Origin of the sequence: Amycolatopsis sp. cmx-11-12 (genome assembly GCF_046269425.1) — a bacterium.
Classification (GTDB): Bacteria; Actinomycetota; Actinomycetes; order Mycobacteriales; family Pseudonocardiaceae; genus Amycolatopsis.
In genome coordinates this window covers 29,386-44,969 of record NZ_JADNQM010000038.1, presented here as the reverse complement: position 1 = coordinate 44,969, position 15,584 = coordinate 29,386, and the positions used below count along the sequence as shown (strand labels likewise).

Here is a 15,584-nt window from a genome sequence, read left to right as displayed (position 1 = left end):
CTACCTCCATGATCGCGCCAGCTCGCTCCGGATCCGGAAGACGTCCTCGATGCGCTCGGCCAGCTCCGCCACCGTCGGCGCCTCGACCAGGCTCAGCACCGGCAGGTCGAGCTGGAAGGTCGCGCCGAGCCGCGCCACCACGTCCGGGATCAGCACCGAATGCCCGCCGAGGTCGTAGAAGTTGTCTCGCACCCCGATGCCCCGCACGCCGAGCACGGCTTGCCAGACACCGATCACCGCGGCCTCGGTGGGAGTACGCGCCTGCTCGGTATCGGACGTTTCTTCGCGCGTCTCCTCCGGGGGCGGCGGGACCGGCGCGGCTGCCGCCGCGCCGTCCGGTTCGTACCAGTGCCGCCGTCGCTCGAACGGATACCCCGGCAGCGGCACCCGGCGTCGTTTTTCGTCCCCGGCCAGCGCCCGCCAGTCCACCGGGACCCCGGAGAGCCACAGCCTGCCTAGCGCGGCGAGCATTCCCGCCTGCTCCGGCTCGCCGGAGAGCGACGGCAAGGCGGTGAAAGTCGTGGGCTGACGGTGCGCCAGACCACACAGCGTGTGCCCAGGGCCGACTTCGAGCAGCACCGGGCGATTCAGTACGCCGAGCGTCCGGAACCCGTCATGGAGCCGGACCGGCCGTCGCAGCTGTGCCGCCCAGTACTCCGGCGAAGTCGCTTCGTCGGCGGTGATCCAGGTGCCGCTCACGCCGGACACGAAGGGGATTTCCGGCGGTCGCAGCGTGCACGCGGACAGTTTCTCCAGTAACGGCGCGACCGCCGGTTCCACCATCGCGGAGTGGAACGCGCGCGAGACGCCGAGGGGATGCACGGACACCTTCAGCCGGGCGCCGAGTTCCCGGATCGCGGCCGGCGGCCCGGCCAGCACGCACCTGGCAGGGCCGTTGATCCCGGCGAGCGAGATGTCATCGTCCAAATAGGACTGACATTCCGCTTCCGTGAGGCCGACCTCGATCATCGCCCCCTCGGGTAGTCCCTGCGTCAGCCGCCCGCGCGTCGCGACCACCGACACGGCGTCCGCGAGCGTGAACACCCCGGCGAGGCAGGCGGCGGTGAGTTCCCCGATACTGTGCCCCAGCAACGCGGCAGGCCGCACCCCCCAGGACCGCCACAGTTCGGCGAGCGCTAACGACACGCTGAACAGGGCGGGCTGGGTGTATTCGGTACTGGCCAGTCGTTCGTCGCCGATGATCTCCCGCAGGTCCGCGCCGAGTTCAGCCGCGAAGAGCCCCGCGCAACGATCGAACGCGGCACGGAAAACCGGCTCCGACGCGGACAACTCGGCGCCCATCCGAAGCCGCTGTGCGCCTTGGCCCGGGATCAGGAACACCGGATTCGCGGTGCCTTCCGGGCACTCACCGGTCCAGGCGCGACCTGCGTCCAGTGCGTGCAGGCCGGTCACCGCCTCCGCCGCGCTGGTGCACACCACCACCCGGCGATGCCGGAACGGCCGCCTGCCGACCCGCAGGGTATGGGCGGCGTCGGCCAGTCCGGCGTCCGGCCGGTCGGCGAGATCCGCGGCCAGCGCGGCGGTGGCGGTGTTCAGCGCGGACGGGGTTTTCGCCGACAACACCAGGAGTTGCCACGGCCGCGACGGTCCGGCGGGCAGTGGTTCCGGCGCCTGTTCGAGGACGAGGTGCGCGTTCGTGCCGCCGACGCCGAGCGCGTTCACCGCAGCCCGTCGTGGCCCGGTCCCCCGCCAGGGAGTGAGCGCGTGGCACACCGAAAACGGGGTGGCGGCGAAGTCGATGTCCGGGTTGGCGCGGGTGTAGTGCAGGCTCGCCGGGATCTCCGCTTCCCGCAACGCGAGCACGGTCTTGATCAGCCCGGCCACCCCGGCCGCCGCGTCGAGATGCCCCAGATTCCCTTTGACCGAGCCGAGCAGACAGTATCCGCGATCGCCGGTCCATTCCCGGTACGCGCGGGTGAGCGCCTCGACCTCGATGGGATCGCCGACCCTGGTACCGGTGCCGTGCGCCTCCACGTAGCCGATGGTCGACGGGTCGACGTCCGCGTCGGCGAGTGCCTCCACCACCGCCGCCGCCTGCCGGTGCACGCTCGGCGCGGCGTAGCTGACCTTCTCCGCGCCGTCGTTGTTCACCGCGGAACCCTTGAGCACCGCGTGCACGGTGTCCCCGTCCGCCACCGCTTCGGCCAGCCGTTTGAGCACCACGACACCGGCGCCGCTGCCGAAGATCGTGCCGTCCGCGTCCGCGTCGAACGGGCGGCAGTGCCCGTCACCGCTGAGGATCCCGCCGCGTTCGTAGCGATACCCGGCCCGGTGCGGGACCCGGACCGAGACCCCACCGGCCAGCGCGAGGTCGCATTCGCCGTGGTGCAGGCTTTGCGCGGCGAGGTGCACCGCGACCAGTGAGGTGGAGCAGGCGGTCTGCACGGTCAGGCTCGGACCGGTGAGGTCGAGTTTGTAGGACACCCTGGTGCTGAGGAAGTCCTTGTCGCTGGCGGTGAGGGTCCGCACGTACTCCCCGGTGAACCGCGACAGGAGCCCGCTGAACAGCAGATACGTGTTGATCGCCGCACCGCCGTAGACGCCGACCGGTCCCGGCTGCGCGCCGGGGTCCTGTCCGGCGTGGTCCAGCGCCGACCACGCGCATTCCAGGAAGATCCGCTGCTGGGGATCGATCATCGCGGCCTCGTTCGGCGAGTATCCGAAGAACTCGGCGTCGAACAGGGACGGGTCATCGAGTACCGGCGCGGCGCGGACGTAGTCGGGACGATCCAGCAGCGCCTGCTCGACCCCGTTCCGCCGCAGTTCCTCCTCCTCGAAGAAGGAGATCGACTCCACCCCGGAACGCAGGTTATGCCAGTATTCGCCGAGGTCACGCGCACCGGGGAACCGGCAGGCCATCCCCACGATCGCGAGGTCGGCGCCGGTCATCCCGGCTCACCGACCCGCCTGCGTGCCCGGCGAAGCCGCCCACGGTCCCTCTCCTCGCTGAAGCCGGGTGTGCGCCCGCGATCGTCGAGGGCGGCCGAAAACGCCCGCACGGTCGGCAAGTCGAAGAGCCGCACGAGCGGCAGCCGCGGGTCGAAGGTCCGTCGCAATTCCTCGACCACTTGCGCGGCTTTGAGCGAGTTGCCACCGATGTCGAAGAAGTTGTCCGCCACGCTCACCTCCGGCACCCCGAGCACCCTGGCCCAGATCTCGGCGACCGTCCGTTCGGTGACGGACCTGGCAGGCTGGAGTGTCGGCGCCCCGAGCGCGGGTTCCGGCAGCGCGTCGAGAGCCACCTTTCCGTTGGACGTCAACGGTAACCGGGGCAGCACCGTGATCACCGACGGCACCAGGTGGTCCGGGAGGCTCGCCGCGAGTTCGCGACGCAGCCGAGGGCCGAGCGTCCGCGCCTGCTCGGCGAAGATCGGATCAGTGGCGTAGTCGGCGGGCCTGCGCACCGGAGTCCTTTGTGGACTTGCCAGGGCCGGTGTCCCCGGACGGTGGAACACGGCGTCGAACGCGTGGGGATCGGCGGACCAGCCGATCTCCGCGGCGAGCCCGAGCCGCTCGGCCAGCCGCCAGAATTCCTCCGGGTGCACACCGGGCCCTGCCAGCCGCGCGTTCGGCACGCCACGGATACCGAACGGCGGGATCCGCTCCCGCAGGACGTCCGCCGGTTCCCCGTCCAGCGGCCAGTCGAGCCAGTCCGGCTCGCCGGTACCGGCCCGGTCCCCGATCCGGAGCACCACGTCGTACCGGAAGCGGGTCAGCTCGTTGTCAGCCCATCCTCGCCGGAGCTGGACACGCACGTCCCCGATCTCCGGGAACCACTGCGCCAGCGCGGGAAAGAGGTCTGGGTCGAGGACCAGCTCCGGCTCCTGCCGGACCCGTTCGGCGACCGCCTGCCGTCCGCGTCGCGAGCCGACCGAGCGGTGGAACTCCTCCAGCAACGGCAGGCTGCGCAGATCGCCGAGGAAGATCGCGCCGCCGGGCCGGATCACCCGGACGGCCTTGCGCAGTACCCGGAGCAGATAGTGGACGCCGGGAAAGTGCTGCACCACCGAGTTCAGCACCACCAGATCGAAGGTCTCACCGGCGATCCCGGAGAAGTCGTCCGCCTGCCGGTTCAGCAGCCGGACCTGCGGCAGCTTCGCGACCTGCGGGCTCAGCTCGGCGAGCGCGACGGTGGAGAAGTCGGTGCCCCAGTAGGTTTCGGTCTCACTGGCCAGAGGTAACAGCAGCAGGCCAGTTCCACACCCGATCTCCAGCACCCGCCGGGGGCGCAGCTCCCGCAACCGCGCGACCGTCTGCTCCACCTGCTCGCGCATCTCCGCCTCCGGCAACGGCTCGCCGGTGTAGCTGCTGACCCAGCCCGTGATGTTGAACCGCGGCTCGCCACCGTCGATCCCCCGGTAGGTCACCTCGTCGTACAGCCGCCTCCACTGCCCCACCACGCTTTCGCCACGCGAGGGTTCGGGCACCACCCAGGCGTCGAGACGGGCGGGCTCGCGCCTGGCCACCACCACGGCCTGGGCCACCCCGGGCCGTGCGGTCAGCGCTGCCTCGACCTCCGCTGGTTCGACCCGGAACCCCCGCAGCTTCACCTGCCGGTCGCGGCGACCGAGATGGTCGAGCGCACCGTCCGGGCGGTACCGGCCGAGGTCACCGGTCCGGAACAGCCGGGCGCCCGCCACCGCGACGAACCGGGCGGCGGTCGCGTCCGGCCGCCGGTGGTATCCGAGCGCGAGGCCGTCGCCGCCGAGGTACAGCTCGCCGACCTCATCCGGGCCCACCGGCCGCAGGCGGTCGTCGAGCAGCTGGATTTCGGTGCCGGGCACGGGAAAGCCGATCGGCACGGTGACCGCGTCCGGCGGAACGTCACGCACCTCGTACCACGCGGAGAAGACGGTGTTCTCGGTCGGCCCGTAGGCGTTGAGCAGGCGGCCGGGACGACCGGCCGCGAGGACCGCGCGCACCGTCGCGGCATGCACGGTGTCCCCGCCGACGAGCAGCTGCGCCACGGTGGCGAAGGCGTCCGGCGCGGTCGCGGCGATCAGGTCGAAGTACGCGGAAGTCAGCCACAGCACGGAAATACGCTGTGTGCGCAGTTCGGCGGCGAAGCTTCGCGGGTCCAGCACCAGTTCGTCGGGAAAGACGACGAGGCAGGCCCCGGCGGCGAGAGCGCCCCAGATCTCGAAGGTCGACGCGTCGAAGCAGATGTTCGACGCGTGGGCCACCCGATCGGTCGCGGCGATCGGCAAGAACTCGTTCCCGCGCACCAGCCGGAGCACCGCGCGGTGCGGGATCACGCTGCCCAGCGGCCGCCCCGTCGACCCGGAGGTGTACATCACGCACGCCGGATCCGCGGGCGTGGTTCCCCGATCCGGCGGATCGTCCCTTTCGGACAGTCCGTCCAGGCACAGCGGATCGCCGGGCAGCCTGTCCGACCATCGCCGCGAGGTGAGCGTCAGTGTGACAGCCGCGTCGGCGCACAGGAACGCGATCCGGGCGGGCGGCAGCGCGGGATCGATCGGCAGGTACGCCCCGCCCGCCTTCAGCACTCCCAGCATCGCGACCGCCAGGTCACCGGATCTCGGCAGGCAGACCGCGACCAGCGATCCCCTGCCGATCCCCCTGGCCAGCAGCAGATGAGCCACCGCGTTCGCGCGCCGGTCGAGTTCGCGGTAGGTCAGGGCGTCCGCGCCGTCGATCGCCGTCGCGTCCGGTGTGCGACCGGCCTGCCGGCTCACCACCTCGTGCAGGCAGGGCGCGGTCATCGCGCGCCCTTGCTCACCAACGGGACGAAACCGCGGAAGATGGCCCGCATCCCGTCGACCATGTTGTTGTTCACGATGGCGTTGGCGAGCCGCTGGCTCAGGAACACCCCGTGCAGCGGATCGCCGTCGCGGGGATCGCACCAGAAGTAGGTCATGATGTTGCCGAGGTGGTCGAGTGTGCCCGGCCCCTGGCCGTACGGAGTGGTGCTCCGCCGGTAGCCGAACGCCATGGTGTGGCCGAAACCGTGGTCGGTCACCATCAGTTTCACCACCGCGGGCGGCAGTACCTGTTCGCCTTCGTGGACACCGTCGTCGCGCACCGCGCGCAGGAACGTGAGCAGATCGGCCGCGGTGGTGTACATCCCGCCGTCGGGATACACGAAGCGCCAGTTCCGCCGCAGGATGTCCCATCCGCCGTCCGGGCCGGGCGCGACCTCCGGTGGCCACTGTCCGTCCCGGGTGATCAGGGAGACTTCAGCGATTCGCGCCCGTTGCTCAGCCGTCACATCCTCGTCGATATGCACGTCACCGGTGGGCTGCGCGACGAAGAACGAATCCCGCATCCCCAACGGCCGGAACAGTTTCTCGGCGAGGAAGACGTTCGGTGACTTGCCGGTCAGCCGTTCCACCAGCCTGCCCGCGACCACGTAGTTCGCCGAGCTGTAGGTGTAGTCGGCGCCGGGCTCGTGCCGAAGCGGATAGGCCCGCATGATGTGCTCGCTGACCTGGTCCAGGTTCAGCAGGCGGGACGGCACAGACCGGCCGTCCACCAGGATCGGCTCGTTGGTGTACCCGGGTGAACCGATCCACGGCACCGTCGGCCCGACCAGTTCCGCACCGGGCAGAACGGGTGGTTCTTCGTCGGTGGCAAGGAAGACCGGCATCCCGGTGGTGTGCTGCAACAGGTGCCGCACCTTGATCCGGCGTTTCACCGGATCCTCGCGGTAGATCTCCATCCCGGGGAACTCGGCGACCGGCGATTCGACGTCGAGCCGGTCCGCCTCGGCCAGCGCGAGCAGCACCGCGGTGGCGGTGAACGTCTTGGTCATCGAGCCGATGTTGCAGATCGAACCGGCGGACCAGCCCTCGCCGACGGCGGCGATCAGCGGCCCGTCCGCGCGGGTCTCGGCGGCGAACACCGCGCCGGGCAGGTTCTCGGGATGTTCCCGCTGGAACTCCACGACCCCGTCGACGACCCCGGACCACCACCGCGGCGTGCTCATCTCCGCCCCGCCCGGCTAGCCGCGGCCACTGTCGATGAGGTCGCCGTGATCGCCGTACATCAGTCTGCGCACCATGCCGCTGCGCAGGAAGTCGTGCGGGAAACCGAGTTTGATCCGGCTCACCGCGCTCAGCCGGTCGACCTGGTCGGCGGAAAGCTCGAAGTCGAAACAGGCGGCGTTCTCCTTGACCTGCTCCACCGAAGTGGCACCGAAGATCGGGATGGTGCCACGGCGGCGGAGCCAGTTGAGCGCGACGTGCGCGGGCAGGCAGCCGATCTCGCCGGCGATCGCGCACACCTCCTCGGCGATCGCCACGGTCCGTTCGGTCCTCGGCAGGAACCGGCTCATCACCGGATCGTCGAGCCGCCGAGGCCTTCCCGCGGCGGAGTCGTCGCGGTTCGGCAGATACTTGCCGGTCAGCCAGCCGCTGGCCAGCGGGGTCCACGCGGCGATGGCGAGGTCGAGTTCCTTCGCCATCGGGACGAACTCGCGGTCGACGTCCCGTTCGACGAGGCTGTACTCGACCTGCAACGCGCAGAACGGTGTCCAGCCGCGCAGTTCCGCGAGCGTGGTGGCCCTCGCCACCGCCCACGCCGGCGCGTTGGCCACGCCGACGTGGAGCACCTTCCCGGCGCGCACCAGGTCGTCCAGCCCACGCATCAGCTCGTCGACCGGGGTCAGCGCGTCCCAGGCGTGCAGCCACAACAGGTCGACGTAGTCGGTCTTCAGCCGGCGCAGGCTGTTCTCCACCGAGCGCAGCATGCTCTTCCGGTGCCCGCCCGAGGCATTGACGTCGTCCGGGGCGAGGGTGCCGCCGAACTTGGTCGCCAGCACCACCCGGTCCCGGTCGCCTTCGAGGTACTCGCCGAGATAGTCCTCGGTCGGGCCGTAGGTATGCGTGTCGATGAAGTTGCCGCCCGCCTCCAGGAAGGCGTCGAAGATCCGATGTCCATCCTCTTTGGACACACACCAGCCGCGGCCCGCCGCGTCGAAGGTCATCGTGCCGAGGCACAGCCCCGACACCCGAAGCCCGCTCCGGCCCAGCAGCGCGTATCTCATCGATGCCTCATCCTGTTCTGGACGCCTGACTACGAATGCGCCACCACGGCTTCTTCACCGCCGGAAGGGATCTCCGTCATCTGCGAAGCCTCGAGCCGCCAATGCGCGTTCTCGAACACGTAGGTGTGCGTGGTGCGGTACGTGCCGGAGAAGTCCGCCTCGTGGACGTCACCGGTACTGAGGTTCTTGGTCTCCCCGGAGCCGCTCATCTTCACGGTGCTGGTGAGCACCGCGGCGCCGGGGCCGTGGATATGCAGTGACTCCTCGGTCGTCTCGAAACCGTCGTGGCCGAACGAATCGAAGTGCACGAGCCCGGAAAGGATCACGGAGATGCTCCGCTCCCGGTTCTCGTTGTGGCCGAACGGGGTCACGAAACTGTAGTCCTCGGTCATCAGCGCTTCCAGCCTCGACCGATCGGCCTCGACCTCTTCAGCGCCAAGGGTTTTCACCGGTTCCGCGCCGGTGCGCCCGGCGATCTCGTTGTACTTGGCGGTGATCTGCGCCGATTCGGCGACCACCGCCCGCACACCCTGCTGGATCCGCTCGATCTCGCCTTTGTCCAGCCCACAGGACCGTGCACTGGACTCGTCCACCGTGAAGTGGCCGATGGTCTCTTCGAGCTGCTTTTCGGAAAGCCGCGTTTCCGGTACGGACATGGGTTTCCTCCTTTTGCCGGTCAACTGATCATTGTCCGGCGGAAAGGGGTGCGCGGAGCTTCTTCCGGCTTGCGGTTGAACCGGTTCAGTCTTCCGGACGCCAATCCGCGGGACGGTCGGTACCCGGACCGGTGGCGAACCGCACCTTCGGCTTGGGCGCGTCGGTCATCTGCGACGCGGTCAGCTGCCAACGGCCATCACGGAACGTGTACGTGTGGATCGTCCGATAGGTGAACTCGCGCGGCTTCTCGGTGATCTGGCCGGTGCCTTCGTCCTCGGTGAGCCACTTGCCTTGCATACTGAACGTGCCGGTGTACACGGCCGTGTTGCCGTGGACCTGGAGTACGTCCTCGGTGGTCTCGAAGCCGTCGCGGCCCAAGGCCTGCGGGCGGATCGCGCCGGACATCATCCGATCGATACAACGCTGCTTGCCGACGATCTCACCGTGCGGAGCCACCAGTCGGTATTCTTCGCCGACGAGGTGGTTCAGCAGCGCCCGGTCGGCGTCGACCTCGGCTTGGTCGATCAGTTCCGCCACGGGTTTGCCCGAACTCTTCGCCAGCGCCTTGATCTTGATGTACTTGTCGCTGATCGTGGTGGCGTCGGCGACCAGCTTCTTGATCGCGGCCCGCGTCTCGGCGATCTGCTCCTCGGTGAGCCCGGCCGCCTGCGCGCCGTTCTCCTCGACGGTGAACTCGCCGATGGTCTGGTCGAGTTCTGCCTTGGTCAGGTCTGTCCATTTCTCGCTCTGGCTGCGTTGCTGCTTCTCCACCGACATGACCCGCTCCTTCGTCGACCTCTCGGTGATCGCTGGTGGCGAGTCTGCCCCGTACCGGGTTTTGTCTACTTCTTCAGTGTTGCTTTAAGCGGCCTGGCAAGGCTGAAGAAGTAGTTCTTCCTTCGAGGGGACAGCATTTCGGTTGGCAGGAAATGACCCTCACCGCTCGCTCCCGCGGGCAGGTGCCGTCCGGCACAAGGAAGGCGACTCGCGATGTCGACTGAGGAGAACAAGGATCTGGTCCAGCGCTACATAGCGACGTGGAACCGCGGGGACCTGGAAGGCATGGCGGAGTTCTGGGCGCCCGACATGGTCCACCACACCCGGATGGGCAGCCACGGTTTCGAGTCCGTGCTGACCATCGTGTCCGACTTCATGCGGGCGTTCCCCGATTTGCGGTTCACCATCGAGGATATCCTCGCCGACGGCGACCGCGTCGCCACCAGGATGACCGCGACCGGCACGCACACCGGTACCTACATGGGCAAGGAAGCCACCGGCAACAAGGTGAGCTGCTCGGTCTTCGGCGTCGCGCGCGTCCAGGACGGCAAGCTCGTGGAGCACTGGGGCGTCACCGACGAGCTGCATCTCATGGAGCAGGTCGGCCTGGTGCCCGAGGAGTACCTGGCCGCGATGGCCTGATCCGCACTGGAGGAATCATGGCCGAATGGGGACGACGGAGTTTCCTGGCAGGCGCGGGCGCTCTGCTCCCCATCGCGGCCGGTTCCACCGCGTCGGCCGCCGGGGCGGCTCCGGGCGCGCTGCCCGCCGCGACGGTCCGGCCCGGCGATCCCCGCTACGTCGATCTGGTCCGCGGGGTCAACGAACGCTGGGTCGGCACGCCCCGGTACGTCCGGGTCGCCAACTCCGCCGAGCAAGTACGCCAGGCCGTGCAGGAGGCGGTGAACGCGGGTCAGCGGATCACGGTCCGCAGTGGCGGACACTGTTTCGAAGACTTCGTGTTCGGCACCGACGTCCAGGTCGTGCTCGATGTGTCCGCAATGGACAGTGTCGGCTACGACCCGGTCTACAAGGCGATCTCGGTCGGCGCCGGCGCGACGTTGATCACCCTCTACCAGACCCTGTACACCGCGCTCGGCGTCACGATCCCCGGCGGCCCGTGTGGCACGGTCGGCGTCGGCGGCCACATCACCGGCGGCGGCTACGGCCTGCTCTCGCGCTCACTCGGGCTGACCGTGGATCACCTCCACGGCGTCGAAATGGTCGTGGTGGACGCCGCGGGCAGGGCGCGCACGGTGGTCGCCACCAGGGAACCCGGCGATCCGAACCGCGACCTGTGGTGGGCCTGCACCGGCGGCGGCGGCGGGAACTTCGGGGTGGTCACGCGGTTCCTGTTCGCCGCGCTGCCCCGGCCTCCCGCCGAGCTGCTCGTACACAGCACCGGATGGAGCTGGGACGGCCTCACCGAAGCCGCGTTCCACCGCCTGGTGACCAACTTCGGAGCCTGGCACGAACAGCACAGCGCGCCGGGTTCCCCGTACAACGCCCTGTTCGGCTTGCTCGACCTGCACGCGAAAACACCGTTCCAGAACGAGATCGCGCTGGCCACCCAGGTCGACGCGACCGTACCGGGCGCCCGCCGCATGCTGGACGAGTTCCTCGCCGCGATGCGCGACGGCGTCGGCGTGCCCACCACCACGGACGACGAGCCGGTACGAAAGCCCTGGATGCGCGCCACCTACGCGATGAGCGGCGGCACCTGGGACTTCCGGATCAAGTCGAAAGCCGCGCATCTGCGTGCCAGGCATACCCCCGACCAGCTCGCGGCGACCTACGAATGGCTGGCCACCAGGGAATTCCCCCACGCCGCCGCGCTCGTCCAGATGGTCTCCTACGGCGGCGCGATCAACGCCGTCGCCCCGGACGCCACCGCGGTCGCGCAACGGGATTCGGTGATCAAGGTCCTGTACCAGACTTACTGGTCCGATCCCGCCGACGACGCGGCCAACCTGGCCTGGATCCGCGGCCTGTACCACCGGACGTACGCGGCGACCGGAGGCGTCCCGGTACCGAACGCGGTGACCGACGGCGGCTACGTCAACTACCCCGACGCCGACCTGTCCGACCCCGCGTTCAACACCTCGGGCGTCCCGTGGTCGACCCTGTACTACAAGGGGAACTACCCCCGGCTGCGCCGGATCAAAACGGTATACGACCCTCGCAACGTCTTCCGGCACCGCCAGTCCATCGAACCCGCGTGATCAGAGCCGTATCACGCGTGCCTGGAGACGTATCACGCGAGTTCGCCCTCTTCTGAAGGGTGTCGCGAAAGCCACTTTCGGGACACCAGACGTCGCGAAAGTGGCTTTCGCGACACGCTGGACCGGCACACGCGCGAGCAAAGCCACGTCCGCACTCGCCAGTAGTACATGATGGCCCCCTTCCTTGCGCCTAGGTAAAGGAAGGGGGCCATCATGTACTGGGCAAGGAGTTCCTCGGCTGAGGCACGTCCGTGAAGGCCTAACGCCACTCACGACCACCCCGGGCGACGCCGACCTGCTGGAAGTCCGCTTCCTCCGACAGTCGCCGGATGGTCCCGTCCAGCACCGTCAGCGACATCAGCGGGAACGCGAAGTCCGATGCGGTGTAGATCCCGTGCTTCTGCTGCAACTGGAACACCTTGTCCCCGAACACCTTCATGTCGAACTCCACGTCCGGTCCCGCGTGCTCGGCCACGATCGCCGCCGTCTCCGCGACGAACGCCGCACGATCCACCTCTCCCGGATCGACCGCGCTCTCCAGCACGATCTCGCCGCAACGGTCGCCGTCGCCGAGGGCGAGGCAGGAGAAGAACTCGCCGATCAGCTCGCGCACCCGCTCCGGCAGCTGCACGCAGTACCCGGCGTCGAGGATCACCACGCGCTGGTCACGAGTGAGATAGACGTTGCCGGGATGAAGGTCGCAATGCACGAACCCCTCGGCGAACATCATCCGGTTGGCCGCTTCGAGTGTCCGCTTCGCGAGTGTCGCGCGGACGTCGGTCGGCAGCGCTTCCGGCGTCGCGGTGTCCAGCTGTGGCAGGTACTCGAACAGCAGACAGTCCGCTGTGGACAGTTCGGGGTACACCGCGGGTACCCGGATCTGCGGGATCTCGGACAGGCACTGCCGGAGCCGGGCGATGTTGCGGGCCTCGCGGGCGAAGTCGAGCTGCCCGAGGATGGCGGTGCTGATGTACCCGACGAGGTCGGCCATCGGCATCCCGCGCATCTTCGGCATCTTCTCCATCCGGCGCACCATCGACCGGGTCAGTGCCAGGTCGGCGCGCATGCGGCCCTCGATGCCGGGGCGCTTGAGCTTCACCGCGACCACCCGTCCGTCGGGCAGTTCGCCCCGGTACACGCAGGCGATGCTCCCACTGGCGCTGGGGTCCGGCGCCACTTCCAGCCCCTCGATGTCCGCCTCCCGGAGGGCACGGGCCGCCTTGCGCCGGGACATCGGCCGCACGGAGTCGTGCAGGGTGCTGAGCTCGTCGCAGAGCGCGGCGGGCATGGTGTCGCGGCGGGTGCTGGAGGTCTGCCCGAACTTCACGAAGGTCGGCCCGAGTATCTGCAGGGTCCGCACGAAACCCCGGTAGGCCATTCGTTTCGCCCGCTTCGGGCCACCCGTCACGAACCCGCCCAGCATCAGGAGCAGCACGACGAATCCGGAGCCGAGCAGCACGGCGACGATGGTGACGAACCTGGTGAACAGCCTCCAGCGGGAAACAGGGATGTCCGGCACGGCGGCCTCCTAGTGTCTGTTGGTGAACCCGCGTCCGCTATCGCGTCGGAAGGGCGCGATCTGGTCGAACTTCTCACGTTGACGACGAAGGCGCCCTGCCACCGCGATAGCGGGGCCTTCGGCCGGGGCGGGTTCACGCGTTATGTCCCTTCGCGAGGCACGTCACAGCTCCGCCAACAGGCACCTAGGGACGAAGCAGGTACAGCGCGTTCATCGGGCTCTGCAACGGGATCTCCTCGGTGCTGGCGAATCCGGCCCGGCCGGCCAGTTCGGCCAGTTCCGCGAACGGCAGGCCGAGGGTGCCCAGCGCGGGCCCGCCGTCGGCCAGCGCGGACGGCACGCAGTAGAGCGTGCTGGTGGCGTACAGGATGGTCCCGGGTGCGCCGCGATTGTCCTGCGCGTCGGCGGCCGCGTTGCTCTCCAGTACCAGCAGCACACCACCCGACGGCTCGAGCGCGCGGTGCGCGGCCGCCAGCAGCGCGGGCGGGTCGGGCGCGTCGTGCAGGACGTCGAACATCGTGACCAGGTCCAGCGGTCCGGACAGCCCGGTCGTCGCGTCGGTGGCCTCGAACCGCGCCCGCCCGTTCAGGCCTGCTTCCTCCGCGGCCGTGGCCGCTCTGTCCACATTGGGCTTGTGGAGGTCGTACCCGGTGAACTCGCTGCTGGGGAACCGTTGTGCCATGGCGAGCACGGCCCGCCCGCTGCCGCTGCCCACGTCGGCCGCCTTGCCGCCCCGCTCCAGTGCCGCGGTGAGCCCGGGGACGGCAGGCAGCCACTGTTCGACCAGCATGGTGTCGAGCCAGCTCGCGCTCATCCGTTCCATTGCCTGGTAGAGACCGTCCGGGTACTGCTCATGCGGGATGCCCTGCCCGGTCTGGAACGCCTCGGCCACTTCGTCGAGCATTCCGGCCAGCGGTGGCACGAGACCGTACGCCGGGGCAAGGCAGAGCGGCGACCGTTCGTCGGCGAGGACGGCGGCCCGCTCGGGAGGCAGCGTGAACCGCTCGCTGCCGGGATCGAATTCGAGGTACCCGGCGCTGTGCAGGCCCCATAGCCACTCCCGCACATACCGTTCGGCCAGCTCGGTCCGCGCGGCGAGTTCCTTCGCCGTCGCCGGACCACCGGCGAGTGCGCCGAACAGGCCGAGCCGGACGCCCAGCGCCGCCAGCACCGAGGCCATCGCGCCGCCGAGGTCACCCATCACCTTCTCCGCGAACCCGATGGCGGCGGGGAAGTCCAGCTCGGCGGTGGCGGCCTGTCCGTTCGCGCTGCCGCCGCCGGAGGACCAGCCGTGCGGTCCGGCAGGCGGCCCCTGCGGGGCGAACAGCATCTGCGCCCTGGCGGCCGCGTTGATCCAGAACCCGGTGAGCAGCTTCCGTTCGGTCACCGGGTTCTGGATGTCGAGGCGTTCCCAGTCGTAGTGGAACACCTGGAGCAGGCTCTGCCCGAGCCCGGTCGGTTCGATCCACATCCGGCCGCCGAGCGCCGACCGCCACGACGGCCGCCGCAGCTCGAACTCGAAATAGGGCATGTAGGAGGGGAATTCCTGCGCGGTGTCCACCGCCTTCGTCACCCGCAGTTCCACCGCGCCGCTGGCGTCACCCATCATCAGCGTCATCGGGTCGTCGACGGCGAGGGAGCCGGAGGTCCGCTGCATCCAGTGCTTCACCGCACCGGGGCTGGTCAGCGCCTCCCACGCTTGGAACGGCATGGCGGGTAAAGGAATCTGCAAGTACGGCCCCATCCGGCGCCACGGCCACCGGGTGTTCGTCCCGGTGCGCAGATAACCGGCGAGTTGGTCCACGATGCCGGGCCAACCCATGCCGTTCCAGGACCGCCAGTCCGAAGGCGGGTTGGTCGCCTCCTCCACCACCGTCACCGTGGTGCCGTCGGCGCCGGGGGTGAGCGTCCAGGTGACCGACGTCGCCGGGCCCACCCCGACCCAGCGCCACAGGTACTCCAGGGTCCCGGGCCTCGACGACGTCGGCGCGACCGCGCGCGCGGTGGAACAGTAGAAGAACTCGCCGTCTTCGAAGTCCAATGTGGACTCGGCATTGGCCGTCGCCCACCCGCCGTGCGCGACACCGAGCCATTCACGCAGATGCCGTGGGTCGGTCAACGCGTCCCACACGACATCGGCGGTGGCCGGGATCTGGCCCATCGTGACGAGCCGCTCCCACCGGTCCTGCGCCACCGGGAAGGAGACCCCGCCGAGCGGGGCGAACGCACTCGCGGTCGTGGTCAGATCGAACCCGGGTGCGGCCGGGATGCCGGCGAACCCTCCTGCTGGTCGCGCTGCCATCGCCTGCCCCTTCGGCTGGTTTCCCTTTGTTCCCAAGACGCTAGGACGACCGGCGAGCCGACTACTTCTCCGGAATTGCGG

General features: G+C 69.3%; 10 protein-coding genes. 2 read left to right on the top strand and 8 right to left on the bottom strand.

The genetic code is table 11. The features are described from left to right. The 6 genes from ACLARN_RS35970 to ACLARN_RS35945 form a co-directional block, all read right to left on the bottom strand. Nucleotides 1-2,910: a type I polyketide synthase gene (locus ACLARN_RS35970; RefSeq protein WP_409495938.1), complete on the bottom strand. Its 2,910-nt coding sequence runs from the start codon at nucleotides 2,908-2,910 to the stop codon at nucleotides 1-3. Beyond that, on the bottom strand, nucleotides 2,907-5,744 hold the full coding sequence (locus ACLARN_RS35965; protein ID WP_409495937.1) for an amino acid adenylation domain-containing protein: 2,838 nt from the start codon (nucleotides 5,742-5,744) through the stop codon (nucleotides 2,907-2,909). The genes ACLARN_RS35970 and ACLARN_RS35965 overlap by 4 nt, the downstream gene beginning before the upstream one ends. Beyond that, nucleotides 5,741-6,967 carry a serine hydrolase domain-containing protein gene (locus ACLARN_RS35960; RefSeq protein ID WP_409495936.1) on the bottom strand — a complete coding sequence of 409 codons (1,227 nt, stop codon included), beginning with the start codon at nucleotides 6,965-6,967 and terminating at the stop codon, nucleotides 5,741-5,743. The genes ACLARN_RS35965 and ACLARN_RS35960 overlap by 4 nt, the downstream gene beginning before the upstream one ends. Before the next feature lie 15 nt (nucleotides 6,968-6,982). After that, the gene (locus tag ACLARN_RS35955) at nucleotides 6,983-8,026 is read right to left on the bottom strand and encodes an aldo/keto reductase (RefSeq protein WP_409495935.1); all 1,044 of its coding nucleotides are present in this window, start codon (nucleotides 8,024-8,026) and stop codon (nucleotides 6,983-6,985) included. A gap of 29 nt (nucleotides 8,027-8,055) precedes the next feature. Further along, nucleotides 8,056-8,682: a nuclear transport factor 2 family protein gene (locus tag ACLARN_RS35950; protein ID WP_409495934.1), complete on the bottom strand. Its 627-nt coding sequence runs from the start codon at nucleotides 8,680-8,682 to the stop codon at nucleotides 8,056-8,058. An 85-nt stretch (nucleotides 8,683-8,767) separates the two neighbouring features. After that, the gene (locus ACLARN_RS35945) at nucleotides 8,768-9,460 is read right to left on the bottom strand and encodes a nuclear transport factor 2 family protein (RefSeq protein ID WP_409495933.1); all 693 of its coding nucleotides are present in this window, start codon (nucleotides 9,458-9,460) and stop codon (nucleotides 8,768-8,770) included. Between the two features lie 213 nt (nucleotides 9,461-9,673). On the opposite strand from ACLARN_RS35945, the gene ACLARN_RS35940 reads away from it, so the two are divergent. Further along, the gene (locus ACLARN_RS35940; protein WP_409495932.1) at nucleotides 9,674-10,102 is read left to right on the top strand and encodes an ester cyclase; all 429 of its coding nucleotides are present in this window, start codon (nucleotides 9,674-9,676) and stop codon (nucleotides 10,100-10,102) included. Between the two features lie 17 nt (nucleotides 10,103-10,119). Further along, a complete protein-coding gene (locus tag ACLARN_RS35935) occupies nucleotides 10,120-11,682 on the top strand; it encodes an FAD-binding oxidoreductase (RefSeq protein ID WP_409495931.1) in 1,563 nt (520 codons plus the stop codon). A gap of 259 nt (nucleotides 11,683-11,941) precedes the next feature. Here ACLARN_RS35935 and ACLARN_RS35930 read toward each other — a convergent pair whose 3' ends face one another. Further along, complete coding sequence (locus ACLARN_RS35930; RefSeq protein WP_409495930.1) at nucleotides 11,942-13,201, bottom strand: ABC1 kinase family protein; 1,260 nt, start codon at nucleotides 13,199-13,201, stop codon at nucleotides 11,942-11,944. 184 nt (nucleotides 13,202-13,385) lie between these two features. Further along, entirely contained in the window at nucleotides 13,386-15,503 is a 2,118-nt protein-coding gene (locus ACLARN_RS35925; protein WP_409495929.1) for an SRPBCC domain-containing protein, read from the bottom strand. Nucleotides 15,504-15,584: the final 81 nt, after the last annotated feature.

What these genes read in the sequence shown, in the direction of transcription:
- ACLARN_RS35955 (WP_409495935.1), bottom strand. Translation starts at nt 8,026, where the DNA reads ATGAGATACGCGCTGCTGGGCCGGAGCGGGCTTCGGGTGTCGGGGCTG.
- ACLARN_RS35970 (WP_409495938.1), bottom strand. Translation starts at nt 2,910, where the DNA reads ATGACCGGCGCCGACCTCGCGATCGTGGGGATGGCCTGCCGGTTCCCC.
- ACLARN_RS35940 (WP_409495932.1), top strand. Translation starts at nt 9,674, where the DNA reads ATGTCGACTGAGGAGAACAAGGATCTGGTCCAGCGCTACATAGCGACG.
- ACLARN_RS35965 (WP_409495937.1), bottom strand. Translation starts at nt 5,744, where the DNA reads ATGACCGCGCCCTGCCTGCACGAGGTGGTGAGCCGGCAGGCCGGTCGC.
- ACLARN_RS35925 (WP_409495929.1), bottom strand. Translation starts at nt 15,503, where the DNA reads ATGGCAGCGCGACCAGCAGGAGGGTTCGCCGGCATCCCGGCCGCACCC.
- ACLARN_RS35950 (WP_409495934.1), bottom strand. Translation starts at nt 8,682, where the DNA reads ATGTCCGTACCGGAAACGCGGCTTTCCGAAAAGCAGCTCGAAGAGACC.
- ACLARN_RS35935 (WP_409495931.1), top strand. Translation starts at nt 10,120, where the DNA reads ATGGCCGAATGGGGACGACGGAGTTTCCTGGCAGGCGCGGGCGCTCTG.
- ACLARN_RS35960 (WP_409495936.1), bottom strand. Translation starts at nt 6,967, where the DNA reads ATGAGCACGCCGCGGTGGTGGTCCGGGGTCGTCGACGGGGTCGTGGAG.
- ACLARN_RS35945 (WP_409495933.1), bottom strand. Translation starts at nt 9,460, where the DNA reads ATGTCGGTGGAGAAGCAGCAACGCAGCCAGAGCGAGAAATGGACAGAC.